The following is a 14,660-nucleotide window of genomic DNA, read 5'->3' on the forward strand; positions in this document are numbered from 1 at the left end:
CCATGGCCACTGCGCAACCCAGCGATGACAGCCGTTATGGCCCCCGCCGGCAGGTTCGCCTGGCCGGACCGCTCCCGCTCGATAGCGGCGCGGCGCTCGGCCCGGTCGATATCGCCTATGAAACCTATGGCACGCTCAATGCCGATCGCTCCAACGTCATCCTGATCTGCCATGCGCTGACCGGCGACCAATATGTCGCGTCGGATCATCCGCTGACCGGCAAGCCGGGCTGGTGGTGGCGCATGGTGGGGGCCGGCAAGCCGGTCGATCCGACGCAGCATTTCATCGTCTGCGCCAATGTGCTGGGCAGCTGCATGGGATCGAGCGGCCCGGCCAGCATCGATCCGGCCTCCGGCGAAGTCCATGCGATGCGCTTTCCGGTCATCACCATCGCCGACATGGTGCGGGCGCAGGCGCTGCTGCTCGATCATCTGGGCGTGGATCGGCTGCGCGCGGTGATCGGCGGGTCGATGGGCGGGATGCAGGCGCTGACCTGGCCGACGCTGTTCCCCGACCGGGTCGAATCCTGCATCGTCATCGCCTCGACCGCGCGGCACAGCGCCCAGAACATCGCCTTCCATGAAGTCGGACGGCAAGCGATCATGGCCGATCCGAACTGGCGCGGCGGCGATTATTACGCCGATGGCAAGGTGCCGAGCGCCGGCCTCGCGGTCGCGCGCATGGCCGCGCACATCACCTATCTGTCCGAAGCGGGCCTGACCGAAAAATTCGGCCGGCGGCTCCAGGGGCGCGCCACCAAGACATTCGGCTTCGACGCCGATTTCCAGGTGGAAAGCTATCTGCGCCACCAGGGGCTCAGTTTCGTCGAACGGTTCGACGCCAACAGCTATCTCTATATCACCCGCGCGATGGATTATTACGACATCGCCGATGATCATGGCGGCAGCCTCGCGCGCGCCTTTGGCCCCAGCAAGGCGCGGTTCTGCCTCATCAGCTTCGATACCGACTGGCTCTATCCCACGGCGGAATCGCGCATCATCGTCCATGCGCTCAATGCCGCCGGCGCGCAGGCGAGCTTTGTCGAACTGTCCAGCCCCTTTGGCCATGACGCCTTCCTGCTCGAATGCCCCGAACTCGACCGGGTGGTGCACGGCTTCCTCAACGGCGGCCGGGCATGACCGGGCAGGCGCTGCGCCCCGATCTTGCGCTGATCGCGCGCATGGTAAAGCCCAATGCGCGCGTGCTCGACGTCGGCTGCGGCGACGGCGCGCTGATGGCGGCGCTGCGCGATACCAAGGGGGTGGATGCGCGCGGGCTGGAAATCGACGGCGCCAACGTCGCGCAGGCGGTCGGGCGCGGCCTGTCGGTGGTGCAGGGCGATGCCGACACCGACCTTGCCTATTATCCCGACGCCAGCTTCGATTATGCGATCCTCAGCCAGACGCTCCAGACCACCCGCCGTCCCGACATGGTGGTCGACGAACTGTTGCGGATCGGCGCGCAGGCCTTCGTCAGCTTCCCCAATTTCGCGCACTGGCGCGGGCGGCTGTCGCTGCTGTGGGGCGGGCGCATGCCGGTGACGCGGCTGTTGCCCGACACCTGGTATGACACGCTCAACATCCATCATGTGACGGTCGATGATTTCCGCGCGCTGGTGAAGGAACGGGGCTGGTCGATCGACGGGCAATGGTTCCTCAAAGGGGACCGCGAAACCACCCATGCGAACGCCAACCTGTTCGCCGAACATGCGGTCTTCCTGCTCAGGCGGTGAGGATGGTGTCCTGCGCTTCGCGTTCGGCGGCCTGGCGGTTCCACATCAGCGCGTAAAGGCCGCCGGCGCGGACCAGCGCGGCATGCGACCCCCGCTCGACCACTTCCCCGCGATCCAGCACGATGATCTCGTCGGCATCGACCACGGTGGACAGGCGATGCGCGACGATCAGCGTCGTGCGACGGCGGGTGATCCGTCGCAGCACGTCCTGAATCTCGTTTTCCGTGCGGCTGTCGAGCGCGCTGGTCGCTTCGTCCAGCACCAGCACCGGCGGATCCTTCAACAGCGTGCGGGCAATCGCCACCCGCTGCTTTTCCCCACCCGACAGCTTCAGTCCGCGCTCGCCGACGCGGGTGTCATAGCCCTGCGGCAGGGACGTGATGAAATCATGGATCGACGCGCTGCGCGCCGCATCCTCGATCGCCGCGCGGGTCGCATGTTCGCGGCCATAGCCGATGTTGTAGCCTATCGTGTCGTTGAACAGCACCATGTCCTGCGGCACGATGCCGATCGCCGCACGCAGCGAGCCTTGCGTCACCCCGCCGATATCCTGGCCGTCGATCAGGATGCGTCCGGCCTGCACGTCGTAGAACCGAAACAACAGCCGGGCGATGGTCGACTTGCCCGCGCCCGAAGGCCCGACAATCGCCAGCGTCCGGCCGGCGGGCACGGTAAAGTTCACCCCTTTCAGGATCGGCCGGTCGTCGTCATAGCCGAACACCACATTGTCGAACCGCACCTCGCCATGGGCGACATGCAGCGCCGGCGCCCCCGGCGCATCGACGATCTCGGCCGGCGTGTCGATCAGCTTGTACATCGCCTCCATGTCGATCAGCCCCTGTCGAATGGTGCGATAGACCATGCCCAGCATGTCGAGCGGGCGGAAAAGCTGGGCCAGCAGCGTGTTGACCAGCACCACGTCGCCGGTGGTGAACTGGCCCCGGCTCCACCCCCAGATGGTATAGGCCATCGCGCCGGCCATCATCAGGTTGGTGATCAGCGACTGGCCGACATTGAGCCAGGCCAGGCTGTTCTCGCTCTTGACCGCGGCCTGCGCATAGCGGCGCATCGCCGCGCCGTAACGGTCGCCCTCGCGCTGTTCGGCGCCGAAATATTTGACCGTTTCGAAATTGAGCAGGCTGTCGACCGCGTGCGCGACCGCGTTGGTGTCCATATTGACCATGTCGCGGCGCAGCTGGTTGCGCCATTCGGTGACGGTCCGCGTGAACCAGATGTACAGCGCCACCATCGCCAGCGTCGCCCCCACCAGCCCGCTGCCGAACTTGACATGGAATATGACGCATACCGCCGCCAGCTCCAGCACCGTTGGCGCGACGTTGAACAGCAGGAAATACAGCATCGTGTCGATGCTCTTGGTCCCGCGCTCGACGATCCGGGTGACGGCCCCCGTCCGCCGGTCGAGGTGGAAGCGCAGCGACAGGCGGTGGAGATGCGTGAACACATGGTCGGACAAGCGCCGCGTCGCTTCCTGCCCCACCCGCTCGAACACCGAATTGCGCAGATTGTCGAACAACACGGCGGAAAAGCGCGCGCCGGCATAGGCAGCGACCATGGCGATGGCCAGGCCGGCCGCCGCTTCCATCCCCGGCGCCATCCGGTCGATCGCCGCCTTGTAGGCGAACGGCATGATCAGGCCGACCGCCTTCCCCAGCAGCACGCAGACCATCGCCAGCACCACCCGCAGCCGCAGCGCGGGCGCATCGGCCGGCCACAAATAGGGCAGAAACCGGCGCAGCGTCGCCCAGATCGGCGGGATGGGACCGTCATCGACGGAAGAAGGAGGCATAGCGTTCATGTAGGGCGGCCGAGCGGGCAAGGGAATGGGGATAGTTGGTGACAGGACCGGCGCCTGGGACTTTGCCTTTGCGGCCGATGGCGCTACAGCGCGGCGATGACAAAGCCTGTGCCCAAAGACTGGATTCTGGGAATATCGCCCTATGTTCCCGGCAAGTCCGCCGCCGATGACGGCCGCCCGCTGATCAAGCTGTCGGCCAATGAAAATCCGCTGGGGACCAGCCCGGCCGCGCGGGCGGCGGTGATGGCGGCGTCCGCCGACCTCGCCACCTATCCCGATCCCGGCGCGAACCTGCTGCGCGAGGCTATCGGCCAGGCCCATGGCCTCGATCCCGCGCGCATCATCTATGGCACCGGATCGGACGAACTGCTGCACATCGCCGCCAGCGCCTATGCCGGGCCGGGGGACGAGATCCTCTATGTCCGCTACGGCTTTTCGGTCTATGATATCGCCGCGCGGCGGGTGGGCGCGACCCCGGTGATCGCGCCCGACGCCGACTATGCGACCGATGTCGACGCGCTGCTGGCCTGCGTGACCGACCGGACGAAGGTGGTTTTCCTCGCCAATCCCAACAACCCGACCGGCACGATGACGCCGCGGGCTGACATCGCCCGGCTGCACGCGGGCCTGCGCCCGGACATCCTGTTCGTGCTCGATCAGGCCTATGCCGAATATCTCGACGCGAACGAGGATGACGGCGGGCTGGACCTGGCGCGCACCGCGTCCAACGTGCTGGTGACGCGCACCTTTTCCAAGATTTTCGGCCTCGCCGCCGAACGGATCGGCTGGGGCTATGCCAGTGCCGATGTGATCGACGCGCTGCATCGCATCCGTGCGCCGTTCAACGTCACCACCATGGGCCAGGCGGCTGCGGTCGCGGCGATCGGCGATACCGACTGGACCGATCTGAGCCGCGCCCACAATGCCCGCTGGCGCGACTGGCTGGCGGGGGAAATCGCCGCGCTGTCCAACCATGGCCTGCGCGCGGTGCCCAGCAAGGCGAATTTCCTGCTGGTCCTGTTCGACGGCAAGCTGACGGCGGAAGCGGCGATGAAGGGGCTGTGGGACGAAGGATTTGCGACACGCTGGCTGCCGGGGCAGGGTCTGCCCAACGGCCTGCGCATCACCATCGGCACCAAGGAGCAGACCCGCGCCGTTGCAGCCAAGCTGCGCGCGATGGCGGAAGCGGCCTGAATGCTGCCCTTTTCCCGCATCACTATCATCGGCCTCGGCCTCATCGGTTCCTCGCTCGCCCACGCCATCCGCCAGGCGATGCCGACGGTGCGCGTCACCGGCCACGATGCCGATCCGCAGGTGCGCGAAATCGCGCGCGCGCTCGACCTGTGCGACGACATCACCGACACCGCCGGCGCCAGCGTGACCGACGCGGACCTGGTGATCCTGTGCGTGCCGGTGCGCGCAATGGGCGCGGCCGCAGCGGAAATCGCCGACGATCTGCCTGCGGACGCGATCGTCAGCGATGTCGGCTCCTGCAAGGCCGACGTGCTGGCGCAATTGACCGCCGCGCTGCCCGGCCGCGTCATCATTCCCGCCCATCCCGTCGCCGGAACCGAAAACAGCGGCCCGCGAGCGGGCTTCGCCACCCTGTTCAAGGGCCGCTGGTGCATCGTCACCCCGCCCGCCGATGCCGATCCCGCCGCGGTCGAGCGCGTGGCCGAACTGTGGCGGCGCGTCGGCGCGAATGTCGAGCTGATGGACCCGGCGCATCACGACCTGGTGCTGGCGGTGACCAGCCACCTGCCCCACCTCATCGCCTACACCATCGTCGGCACGGCCAGCGACATGGAAAATGTCACCCAGTCCGAAGTCATCAAATATTCCGCCGGCGGCTTTCGCGATTTCACCCGCATCGCCGCGTCCGACCCGACCATGTGGCGCGACGTATTCCTGGCGAACAAGGATGCGGTGCTCGAAATGCTCCAGCGCTTTTCGGAAGATCTGTCGGTGCTCCAGCGCGCCATTCGCTGGAATGACGGCGACGCGCTGTTCAACCTGTTCACCCGCACCCGCGATATCCGCCGGTCGATCATCGAACAGGGGCAGGACGACCCCGCCCCCGATTTCGGCCGCACGCATTAGGGCCACGGGCTTTCGACGGGACAATGATCGCGATTTGACGCCGGCCGCGCCGGCGATCAGGCGTTCCAGCCGATCTCGGCGACATGGTCGGGGTCGGCAAGCGCGGTCAGGCGGCGCGCGGCGCGCCGGGCAAAGCGCAGCGTCTGCGCCTTGCGCCGCGCCGCCGCCAGCGGTTCGACCGGCGCGGGCCGCACCAGCTCGGCGTCATATTGATCGGCCACGATCAACCCGGTGCGCTCGGGCCACAGCGCCTCGCTGTCGAACGGGCGCAAATCGAACCCGCTCGGCACCGCCCAGTAGAACCGGTCGCAATAGTCGAAATAATCGGGCCATTTGCCATCGCCCAGCAGGTCGCCACGCGAACATTTGATTTCGACGATGGTCAATTGCCCGGCGGCGTCGATGGCCATGATGTCGGCGCGCCGGCCGTTGGGCAGGGGCACTTCCAACATCCCGCTCATGTCATGGCGAAAGAACAGCCGCAACGTGCCCCGCGCCACCGCCAGCGCGGTGCCGTCCATCAGCGGCGAGCAGGAAGGGGCGGGGTCGCTGTCGGCCATGACCCGATATAGAACGGGTCGGGAACAAAAGAAAAGCCCGGTCAGCGCATCCGCGCCGCCGGGCCGGTCCTGATGATCGTCCTGGCCGGAGGATTCGGCCCATATGGGCCGAATTTCGATCAGCGATAGAAGATGTGGTTGTCGATCGACGCCAGCTGCTTCTTGCCCCAGCCCGGCGACACGCGGCGGGCGTGGAAGAACAGCGCGCCTTCGGCCTGGCTGTCCCAACGGTCTTGCGATGCGATCTGGGCGATGGCGACCGCTTCGCGCCAGGCGCGGCTGTCGGCCCGCACCGACGGAATGGCATTGCCGCGCACGAAGCTGAACTGGCCGCGCTGCAACACGACGCCGCACAGGCTGCTGGCGAACCGGCCCGAACGGGCGCGGTTGATCACGACCCGCGCAACCGCGAGCTGGCCTTCCAGGCTCTCGCCCTTCGATTCGAAATAGACCGCACCGGCCAGGCAGCGCATGTCGCCATCGACCTCTTCGGGCGCGCCATGGGCGGCAACCAGTTCGATCAGGCTGTCGGCCTCCGGCGGGCTGGCTGGCACGGTTTGCGATTCGATCGGCTGGGCGACTTCGCGCGGACTTGCGAAAATGACGGCGGGCTTCACGCTCTGCGCCGGGGAACCTGTGACAGGTTCGGGAATTGTTACCGGGACAGTGCCGGTGGACATGGACCCGGTGAGCGATGCCTCGCTCGCGATCGACATGTCGGTTGCCGCTGTCGCCGCTGCGGCGGACAGAGCCAGTGCCGCGAAGGTCGCGGCTTTCAGACGAAAACTCATTATATCTCAAAAATATGCGGTTCTTGGCCATGAACGCCGGCGTTACACAAACCCCTTGCCAGCGTCGGGCCGCCCCCCGTCTGCGTGTTTACCGGGCCGGGCCCCCCTGGACCGTCACGGCAACCTGCGCGTTGTAGCGTTGCGCGCCTATGTCCGCCGCGTATCCGCCTGTCAACGATCAGCAGATCGTTTCAGCGGCGAACCGTTCCGCTTCCGGGATGTCGAGTTCGATTATCCACAGGTCGGGGTCTGCGCGGCGACGACGCTCAATATATTGGGGCATGTCGTCCGCGCCCGCGCCGCATGCCATGAGTCGCCACCCGCCGCGATAGTCCGACACCCGCTCGAACAGCCCGATTTCCCGCCCCTTTTCAAGCGTCTGGACCAGGATGACGCCGCTTGTCGGATCGCCCTTCACCACCACCGTGGCAACGCCGCCCGCGCCGTTCGCGCGTCGGATCAGCGCGCTGGCCAGCATCGCGCTGGTCAGCCGCGCCTCAGTCATCGCCGAATCGATAGCCGGCCAGCGATGACAGCGGAAATTGCGATCGCATGAAGGTGCCGGTGCCGCGACCGACCTCTTCGCCGTCCGAATCGATCAGGCTGGCTTCGGCGACATAGACTCGGCGCTTGCCGCTGATCCACCGCCCTTCGGCGCGAATCCGGCCTGGGCCGATCGGCCGGGTGAACAGCAGGTTGAACGATGTGGTCAGCAGGAACCGGTCGCTGACCAGGCTGTTGGCGGCATAGAAGGCCGCATCGTCCAGCATCTTGAAATAGACCGTGCCATGCACCGCGCCGGCGGCATGAAACGCGCCTTCGTCCACCTCGAAATCGATCACCGAATGGCCGGCGGCGGGAATCATCAGGTCCGACCGGAACATCTGGTTGATCGGCGCCGACCGGTACAAATGTTCCAGCGCGCGGAAATGCGCGCTTTCGCCGCTTGGCGGGCCGTCCGGCTCAGGCTGCGTCACGCGCCTCGTTGCCCGCCAGCATCGCATGAAGCGCAGCGTCCGACCGCGCCCCGCGCAGCCGGGCGATCTGCGCCTCGTCGCGCAGGTAGCGCGAAACGCGCGCAAGCGTCTTCAAATGTTCCGCGCCGCTGTCGGTCGGCGACAGCAGGGCAAAGACGATGTCGACCGGCGCTTCGTCGATCGCATCGAAGGCGACGGGCGGATCGAGCAGGACGACGATGCCGCGCATCCGGTCCAGCCCTTCCATCTTGGCATGGGGAATGGCGACGCCGCCGCCAAAGCCGGTCGACCCCAACCGCTCACGTTCGGTCAGCGCTTCGTTGACGCGCGCGGGGTCAAGGCCATAGGCTTCACCGGCAATATCGGCGATTTTCAGGAACAGGTGCTTCTTGCCATTGACCGACAGGCCGGTCGCCAGCGCGCTGGATGAAACGATGTCGTCGAAATGCGTCATGACCAAACCTGGAAAGCTGTCGCCGAGCGCCGATTTCCCGCGATGGCAGGCAATGGTCCTCCGCTCGGGCGCCAAAGGCCCGGCCAATAGGGCTCCGGCACCCGCAGGTCAACCGGAACCCTTTGGCCGGGGCGTTCAGGCGCGCTGCTGCGCCGCCGGCTGCGGACGCGGCTCGACCCAGCCGATCGTCCCGTCATGGCGGCGATAGACCATGTTGTAGGCTGACGTTCCGGCGTTAAGGAACAAAAGTGCATTGGTGTTGCGCAGATCGAGCATCATCACCGCGTCGGACACGCTGGCTTCTGGAATATCGACCCGCGTTTCCGCCACGATCAGCGGCGCTTCGTCCACTTCCTCCTCGTCGCTGGCGGTCGCAAAGACGGTGTAGCCCGCGCCATCGATATCGTCGATGCTATAGCCGTTGGCGCGCTGCGCCTCGGCCGCCGCCGCCTGGGCATGGCGGTCCTTCAACCGGCGCATGTAGCGGCGCAGCTGCTTTTCGATCTTGTCGGCGGCCTGGTCGAACGCGACGTGCGCGTCCTGCGCCTCGCCCGCACCTTTCAGGATCAGTCCGGTCATCACATGACAGACGATGTCGCAATGGAATGCGCCGTGCGGCGCGGGACGAAACGTGACCTGGGCGGAAATGGCGCGGGCGAAATATTTTTCCGCCACCGCTTCCAACCGCGTCCAGACATGCTGCTTGAGCGCGTCGCCCGTATCGACCTGATGCCCGGAAACACGAATATCCATAAGCTTTCTCCTTGTTCTTGCCGGCGTGCGGGGAACGCGCCGGATAGCGGGAGTCGCCTTGCCTGTGGTCAGGCCGGGGGCGACCCGTCGAGCCAGAGCGGCTTGTCGAGCGTCGCGACGAACGCTGCATGCCGTTCCAGCTCCGCCGCGCTGGCCATGAAGACCCGCGCGGGTCTAACCGGGCGAACGGCGCTGAAGAACGCCGGTTCCGCCCGGAAATGCTCCGATGCTTCCTCCTGTGCAAGACCCAGGCCGATCTGACGGCCTCCGGTCAGTTCGATATAGAGCTGCGCCAGCAATTCCGCATCGAGCAGCGCACCATGTTTGACGCGATGGCTGCGATCGATGCCATAGCGGGTGCACAGCGCGTCCAGGCTGTGCTTGGCGCCCGGATGCATCGTGCGCGCGATCGCGACGGTGTCGATCATCCGCTCCATCGCCACTTCGGGCCGGCCGCACAGCCGCAGCTCGTGGTTCAAAAAGCCGAAATCGAACCGCGCATTGTGCGCGACCAGCGGGCTGTCCTCCAGAAAGTCGAGCAGCTCGTCGGCGCCATGGCCGAAAATCGGCTTGTCGGACAGGAACATGTCCGACAGCCCGTGGATCGCTTCGGCGGCGGCCGGCATCGCCCGCTGGGGATGATAATAGGCATGGAACGTGCGACCAGTAGGCACACGATTGAACAATTCTATGCAGCCAATTTCGACCATGCGGTCGCCGGATGCCGGGTCGAAACCCGTGGTTTCGGTGTCGAATATGATTTCGCGCATCGCCCTTCCGACCGACTCCTGAACCACCCTTATCTGCCTGCTTTGCGGCCAAGGCAAGCGACCAGCGCCCTGACCTGCGCCCGCGTGCGGGTGAATGTGGTGCCGGTATGGATGATATGGTCGGCGCGGCGGCGTTTTTGCGCATCGGGCGTCTGCAACCGCACGATCCGGCGGAATTTCGCCGCGCTCATGCCGGGACGCGCCAGCACCCGCTTGCGCTGTTTCCATGCCGGCGCGGTCACCACGATCACCCCGTCCAGCCGCCGTTCCCCATGCTTTTCGAACAGCAGCGGAATATCGAGGATGACGAAGCCACGGGCGCGATGGCGGCGCAGGAACATCCGCCGCGCCGCCTGCACGGCGGGATGGACGATCGCTTCGAGCGCCCGCAATTCATGGGGATGACCAAACACCGCCGCGCCCAGCTTCGCCCGATCGACCCCCTGCGGCCCGGTCGTGCCGGGAAAGCGCGCTTCGATGGCGGGCAGGATCGCGCCGCCCGGTCCCTGCAACGCATGCACGGTCGCGTCGGCGTCGAACAGCGGCACGCCACAGCGCCGGAACATCGCCGCCACCGCCGACTTCCCCATGCCGATCGACCCGGTCAGTCCATAGATTTTCATCGCCCCGCCCGATTCAGCCCGCAGCGAGCAGCAGCGCGCGCAGCTCGGCGTCGCGTCCCCGCGGCGGCTGCGCGTCGAAGAAGATGTCGAAGGCCAGCGCCGCTTGGCCGATCAGCATTTCGAGGCCGTCGATGGCTTTGAGGCCCCGCGCCCGTGCCGCCGCCAGCAACGGCGTTTCCAACGGCGCATAGACGATGTCGTACACGCTCGCCCCGGCGGGCAGCGGCGACAGGTCGAGCGTCAATGGCGGTTGCCCGGTCATGCCGAGCGGGCTGGCATTGACCAGCAGGTCGCAAGCCGGCAACGGCGCGTCCGGCGCCAGCGCCCGGCCCGCCACCCCGGCGCGGTCGAGCAGCGCCTGCGCCTTGGCCGGATCGCGCGCCATCACGGCGATGTCGGCCACGCCCAGGCTCGCCAGCGCGAACAGGATCGCGCGCGCCGCCCCGCCCGCGCCGACGATCACCGCGCTCCCGCCGCTCCACTTGTCGCGCAACAGCGGCTGCAAAAAGCCCCCGGCATCGGTATTGGTGCCCACCAGCGGCCCGCCGGTTTCGCAGGCGATGGTATTCATCGCGCCGATCCGCTCGCGCACCCCGCCCGGATCGTCGGTATAGTCCATCACCGCGATCTTGTGCGGGATGGTGACGTTGCAGCCCAGCCAGTCGGGATCGGCGCGCCGCTCCAGGAAATAGGCGGCCAGCCCCTGCGGCGTTACATGTGTCTTGCGATATTCCGCTTCGATGCCCAGCGCCTGGAGCCAGAAATTGTGGATGATCGGCGATTTGCTGTGCGCGATCGGATCGCCGATCACCTCGGCATAGGGAAGGCTGTTGCTCATGCCGCCAAAACGCCGCGGACGCGCAGAAAGTCAAGCAGCGGCAGCAGCGGCAGGCCCTGGATCGCGAACTGACTGCCCTCGATCCTGCTGAACAGCTGCGCGCCCGGCCCCTCGATCCTGTAACAGCCCACGCACCAGCGGCATTCGTCCCATTCCCGCTCCAGATAATCGGCGATGAAAGCGTCCGACAGCGCGCGCACCGTCATCCGCACCCGCTCGACATGGCGCCAGATCGGCTGGCCGCCCAGCACGATCACCGCCGCGCTGTGGAGATGATGCACCCGCCCCGACAACAGCCGCAGGATGCGCGCCGCATCCTCGCGATCGACCGCCTTGTCGATCATGCCGCCATCGTCCAGGCTCAATGTCTGGTCGCACCCCAGCACCAGCGCGCCTGCGACCCGGCGCGACACCTTGAGCGCCTTCAGCTCCGCCAGCGCATCGGCCAGCCCGCGCGCGTCCAGCCCGTCGGCGCGCAGCGCTTCCTTCGCCGCTTCCTCGTCGACGCCGGGCGACAATGCTTCGAACGGCACTCCCGCCGCGGTCAGCATCGCCCGGCGGCTCGCGCTTTGCGACGCCAGCACAATCGTCATTCGGTCAGTTCCCGGTCGTTGAACAGATTGATGATCGCGGCCGCCGCTTCCTCGATCGACCGGCGCGTCATGTCGATCACCGGCCAGCCATTGTCGGCATACATGCGCCGGGCAAAGGCCAGCTCTTCCTGAATCTTGTCCATGTCGACATAGGCGGTTTCGGGCGCCTGGTTGAGCGACAGCAAGCGGTTGCGGCGAATCTGCATCAGCCGTTCGGGGCTGACGGTCAGGCCCACGACCAGCGGATGTTTGAGGCTGAACAGGCTGCGCGGCGGCGGGGATTCGGGCACCAGCGGGATATTGGCGGTCTTGTAGCCGCGATTGGCAAGGTAGATGGACGTCGGCGTCTTGGACGCCCGCGAAACCCCCGCCAGCAATATGTCGGCTTCCTCCCAATTTTCATGGCCCACGCCATCGTCATGGGCGATGGTGAACTGGATCGCCTCGATCCGCGCGAAATAGGCTTCGTCCAGGATGTGCTTGCGCCCCGGCCGGTTGCGCGTTTCCTGCCCCAATATGTTGGACAGCGCATCAGTGACCGCATCGAGCGGGGCGACATGGGGCAGGCCGAGCGCGCGGCATCGGCCCTCCAGCTTGCGGCGCAACTGATGATTGGTCAGCGTGAACAGGACGAGGCCGGGGTTGACGCCGATTTCTTCCATGATGCGGTCGAGATGGATTTCGGACCGGACCATCGGCCAGAAATGGCGCACCGCCTCCACATTCTCGAACAGGCCGATCGCCGCCTTGGCAACGCCTTCCAGCGTCTCGCCGGTCGAGTCCGACAACAGATGAAGGTGGATGCGCGTCACCTGTATATCTGTGTTGGACTGCTGTGGATAAAGCAAGGGATCGGCCGGGGATAAAATCGCCCGTCCTGATCTGTCCACGCTCGCCGGGATTCCATCCACAGGGCCTCAACAGGCCCCGATTTTCATCCACAGCCTGTGGATAGCGTGGACGACCATGGTGACTCGTGTCGGTCATGCCGCCCAAAAGGGAGTCAAGCTGTTGGCAAAACCGGGCGCAGCGCATAAACCCCGCTGCCAACCGACCATCTATCTCCATCAGCTTAAGATTCATTTATATAAGAGTAGAGATGAACAGACCTGACTTTGAGACTCTGACCCGCGCCAAGCCGTTGCTCGCCGTCCTGCGCGGCGAGGCGCAGGCGGTGCCGCCGGTCTGGCTGATGCGTCAGGCTGGACGCTATTTACCAGAATATCGCGCACTGCGCGCCGAAAAGGGCGGCTTCCTCGAACTGGTCTATGACAGCCAGGCCGCTGCCGAGGTCACGCTTCAGCCGCTGCGCCGCTTCGGCTTCGACGGCGCGATCCTGTTTTCCGACATATTGATCGTGCCCTACGCCATGGGCCAGCAACTGTGGTTCGAAGCAGGCGAGGGGCCACGGCTTGCTCCTGTCCTCGCCGACAGCCCGCTGGATGCGCTCACGCCCGACTGGAGCCGCTATGAGGCGGTGTACCAGACCGTGCGGCTGGTGCGGGCCGCGCTCGACCGCCACGTAACCTTCCTGGGCTTTGCCGGCAGCCCCTGGACCATCGCCACCTATATGGTCGCGGGCCAGGGCAGCAAGGATCAGAGCGCGGCGCGGCGCATGGCCTATGCCGATCCCGCACGCTTTTCCGCGCTGATCGACGCCATCGTCGATGCGACCGTCACCTATCTCGATGGCCAGATCCGCGCCGGGGTGGATGCGGTGCAATTGTTTGACAGCTGGGCGGGCAGCCTCGCCCCGCTCCAGTTCGACCGCTGGGTGATACAGCCCAACGCGCGGATCGTTGCGAAGCTGAAGGCGCTGCACCCCGATATTCCGATCATCGGCTTTCCCAAGGGCGCGGGCGCGAAACTGCCCGACTATGCCGCCGGCACCGGCGTCGATGCGGTCGGCCTTGATGAAACCGTCGATCCGCACTGGGCGAACCGCGCGCTGCCAAAGGGCCTGCCGGTGCAGGGCAATCTCGATCCGTTGGCGCTGATCGCGGGGGGGCAGTCGGTCGAACAGGCGGTCGACAATATCCGTGCCGCCTTCGCCGACCGGCCGCATATCTTCAACCTTGGCCATGGCATCGTGCTCGATACGCCTGTCGCCCATGTCGACGCGCTGCTCGCCCATCTGCGCGGAAAGGCGGACTGATGGCGTTTCTTGGAGCTGCCTATCTGTGGGTCAAGGCCGCCCACCTGATCTTCGTCATCTTCCTGATGGCGGGGCTGTTCATGCTGCCGCGCTTCTTCGTCTATCATCAGGAAACACCGGTCGGATCGGACGAAGACCGCACATGGATCGACCGCGAGCGCAAGCTCGTCAAGATCATCCTCAACCCCGCGCTGATCCTCGTCTGGGTTTTCGGCCTCATGCTGATGGTGGAAATCGGCGCCTGGCATTTCGGCTGGTTCCATCTGAAACTGCTGCTGGTGCTGGGTCTGTCGGGCTATCATGGCTGGATCGTGGGCTATGCGAAAAAGCTGGCGCGGGGCCAGCGCCCGCTCGGCGACCGCCAGTTGCGCCTGATCAACGAAATCCCCGGCATCGCCGTCGCCGTCATCGTCATCCTGGTGATCGTAAAGCCCTTCTGACGCTTCCCGGCAGGTGGGAACCGACCGCCGCGAAGCGGTGGTGGACCGGGCCTGCGCC

At 66.1% G+C, this 14,660-nt stretch carries 18 protein-coding genes; 6 read left to right on the forward strand and 12 right to left on the reverse strand.

Annotation, left to right across the window (positions count from 1 at the left end; all coding sequences use genetic code 11):
• Positions 1-2 precede the first annotated feature (2 nt).
• Together metX and metW are read left to right on the forward strand one after the other, a co-directional pair.
• Positions 3-1,139 carry a homoserine O-acetyltransferase MetX gene (metX, locus tag WG908_RS09515; RefSeq protein ID WP_340186325.1) on the forward strand — a complete coding sequence of 379 codons (1,137 nt, stop codon included), beginning with the start codon at positions 3-5 and terminating at the stop codon, positions 1,137-1,139.
• Positions 1,136-1,732 carry a methionine biosynthesis protein MetW gene (metW, locus tag WG908_RS09520; RefSeq protein ID WP_340186326.1) on the forward strand — a complete coding sequence of 199 codons (597 nt, stop codon included), beginning with the start codon at positions 1,136-1,138 and terminating at the stop codon, positions 1,730-1,732. The genes metX and metW overlap by 4 nt, the downstream gene beginning before the upstream one ends.
• Here metW and WG908_RS09525 read toward each other — a convergent pair.
• Positions 1,722-3,539 (reverse strand): ABCB family ABC transporter ATP-binding protein/permease, encoded by a 1,818-nt coding sequence (locus WG908_RS09525; protein WP_340186388.1) that lies wholly within the window; start codon positions 3,537-3,539, stop codon positions 1,722-1,724. The two genes, metW and WG908_RS09525, sit on opposite strands and share 11 nt — an antisense overlap.
• 105 nt (positions 3,540-3,644) lie before the next feature.
• On the opposite strand from WG908_RS09525, the gene WG908_RS09530 reads away from it, so the two are divergent.
• Positions 3,645-4,742, forward strand: coding sequence for a pyridoxal phosphate-dependent aminotransferase (locus WG908_RS09530; RefSeq protein ID WP_340186327.1), 1,098 nt, complete (start codon positions 3,645-3,647; stop codon positions 4,740-4,742).
• Positions 4,743-5,648 carry a prephenate/arogenate dehydrogenase family protein gene (locus WG908_RS09535; protein ID WP_340186328.1) on the forward strand — a complete coding sequence of 302 codons (906 nt, stop codon included), beginning with the start codon at positions 4,743-4,745 and terminating at the stop codon, positions 5,646-5,648.
• A gap of 56 nt (positions 5,649-5,704) precedes the next feature.
• Here WG908_RS09535 and WG908_RS09540 read toward each other — a convergent pair whose 3' ends face one another.
• From WG908_RS09540 to WG908_RS09590, 11 genes are all read right to left on the reverse strand, one after another.
• Positions 5,705-6,208 carry an MmcB family DNA repair protein gene (locus WG908_RS09540; protein WP_340186329.1) on the reverse strand — a complete coding sequence of 168 codons (504 nt, stop codon included), beginning with the start codon at positions 6,206-6,208 and terminating at the stop codon, positions 5,705-5,707.
• Positions 6,209-6,327: 119 nt separating this feature from the next.
• Positions 6,328-6,999: a cell wall hydrolase gene (locus WG908_RS09545; protein ID WP_340186330.1), complete on the reverse strand. Its 672-nt coding sequence runs from the start codon at positions 6,997-6,999 to the stop codon at positions 6,328-6,330.
• Positions 7,000-7,177: 178 nt separating this feature from the next.
• Complete coding sequence (locus WG908_RS09550; RefSeq protein ID WP_340186331.1) at positions 7,178-7,504, reverse strand: DUF1491 family protein; 327 nt, start codon at positions 7,502-7,504, stop codon at positions 7,178-7,180.
• Positions 7,497-8,003, reverse strand: coding sequence for a PaaI family thioesterase (locus tag WG908_RS09555; RefSeq protein WP_340186332.1), 507 nt, complete (start codon positions 8,001-8,003; stop codon positions 7,497-7,499). Before WG908_RS09555 ends, WG908_RS09550 begins: the two co-directional genes overlap by 8 nt.
• Positions 7,963-8,430 (reverse strand): PTS sugar transporter subunit IIA, encoded by a 468-nt coding sequence (locus WG908_RS09560; protein ID WP_340186333.1) that lies wholly within the window; start codon positions 8,428-8,430, stop codon positions 7,963-7,965. Before WG908_RS09560 ends, WG908_RS09555 begins: the two co-directional genes overlap by 41 nt.
• 135 nt (positions 8,431-8,565) lie before the next feature.
• Positions 8,566-9,183, reverse strand: a complete 618-nt coding sequence (gene hpf / locus WG908_RS09565) for a ribosome hibernation-promoting factor, HPF/YfiA family (RefSeq protein WP_340186334.1) — start codon at positions 9,181-9,183, stop codon at positions 8,566-8,568.
• 68 nt (positions 9,184-9,251) lie between these two features.
• On the reverse strand, positions 9,252-9,953 hold the full coding sequence (gene dnaQ / locus WG908_RS09570; RefSeq protein WP_340186335.1) for a DNA polymerase III subunit epsilon: 702 nt from the start codon (positions 9,951-9,953) through the stop codon (positions 9,252-9,254).
• Between the two features lie 29 nt (positions 9,954-9,982).
• Positions 9,983-10,576, reverse strand: coding sequence for a dephospho-CoA kinase (gene coaE / locus WG908_RS09575; RefSeq protein ID WP_340186336.1), 594 nt, complete (start codon positions 10,574-10,576; stop codon positions 9,983-9,985).
• 13 nt (positions 10,577-10,589) lie between these two features.
• Positions 10,590-11,414 (reverse strand): shikimate dehydrogenase, encoded by an 825-nt coding sequence (gene aroE / locus WG908_RS09580; protein ID WP_340186337.1) that lies wholly within the window; start codon positions 11,412-11,414, stop codon positions 10,590-10,592.
• Positions 11,411-12,007: a Maf family protein gene (locus tag WG908_RS09585; RefSeq protein WP_340186338.1), complete on the reverse strand. Its 597-nt coding sequence runs from the start codon at positions 12,005-12,007 to the stop codon at positions 11,411-11,413. The genes aroE and WG908_RS09585 overlap by 4 nt, the downstream gene beginning before the upstream one ends.
• Positions 12,004-12,819 carry a pyruvate, water dikinase regulatory protein gene (locus tag WG908_RS09590; RefSeq protein WP_340186339.1) on the reverse strand — a complete coding sequence of 272 codons (816 nt, stop codon included), beginning with the start codon at positions 12,817-12,819 and terminating at the stop codon, positions 12,004-12,006. Before WG908_RS09590 ends, WG908_RS09585 begins: the two co-directional genes overlap by 4 nt.
• 287 nt (positions 12,820-13,106) lie before the next feature.
• On the opposite strand from WG908_RS09590, the gene hemE reads away from it, so the two are divergent.
• Both hemE and WG908_RS09600 read left to right on the forward strand, forming a co-directional pair.
• Complete coding sequence (hemE, locus tag WG908_RS09595; RefSeq protein WP_340186340.1) at positions 13,107-14,162, forward strand: uroporphyrinogen decarboxylase; 1,056 nt, start codon at positions 13,107-13,109, stop codon at positions 14,160-14,162.
• Positions 14,162-14,602 (forward strand): CopD family protein, encoded by a 441-nt coding sequence (locus WG908_RS09600; RefSeq protein WP_340186341.1) that lies wholly within the window; start codon positions 14,162-14,164, stop codon positions 14,600-14,602. Before hemE ends, WG908_RS09600 begins: the two co-directional genes overlap by 1 nt.
• The last annotated feature ends 58 nt before the right edge of the window (positions 14,603-14,660 follow it).

It is taken from the genome of Sphingobium anseongense, from assembly GCF_037725245.1.
Classification (GTDB): domain Bacteria; phylum Pseudomonadota; class Alphaproteobacteria; order Sphingomonadales; family Sphingomonadaceae; genus Sphingobium.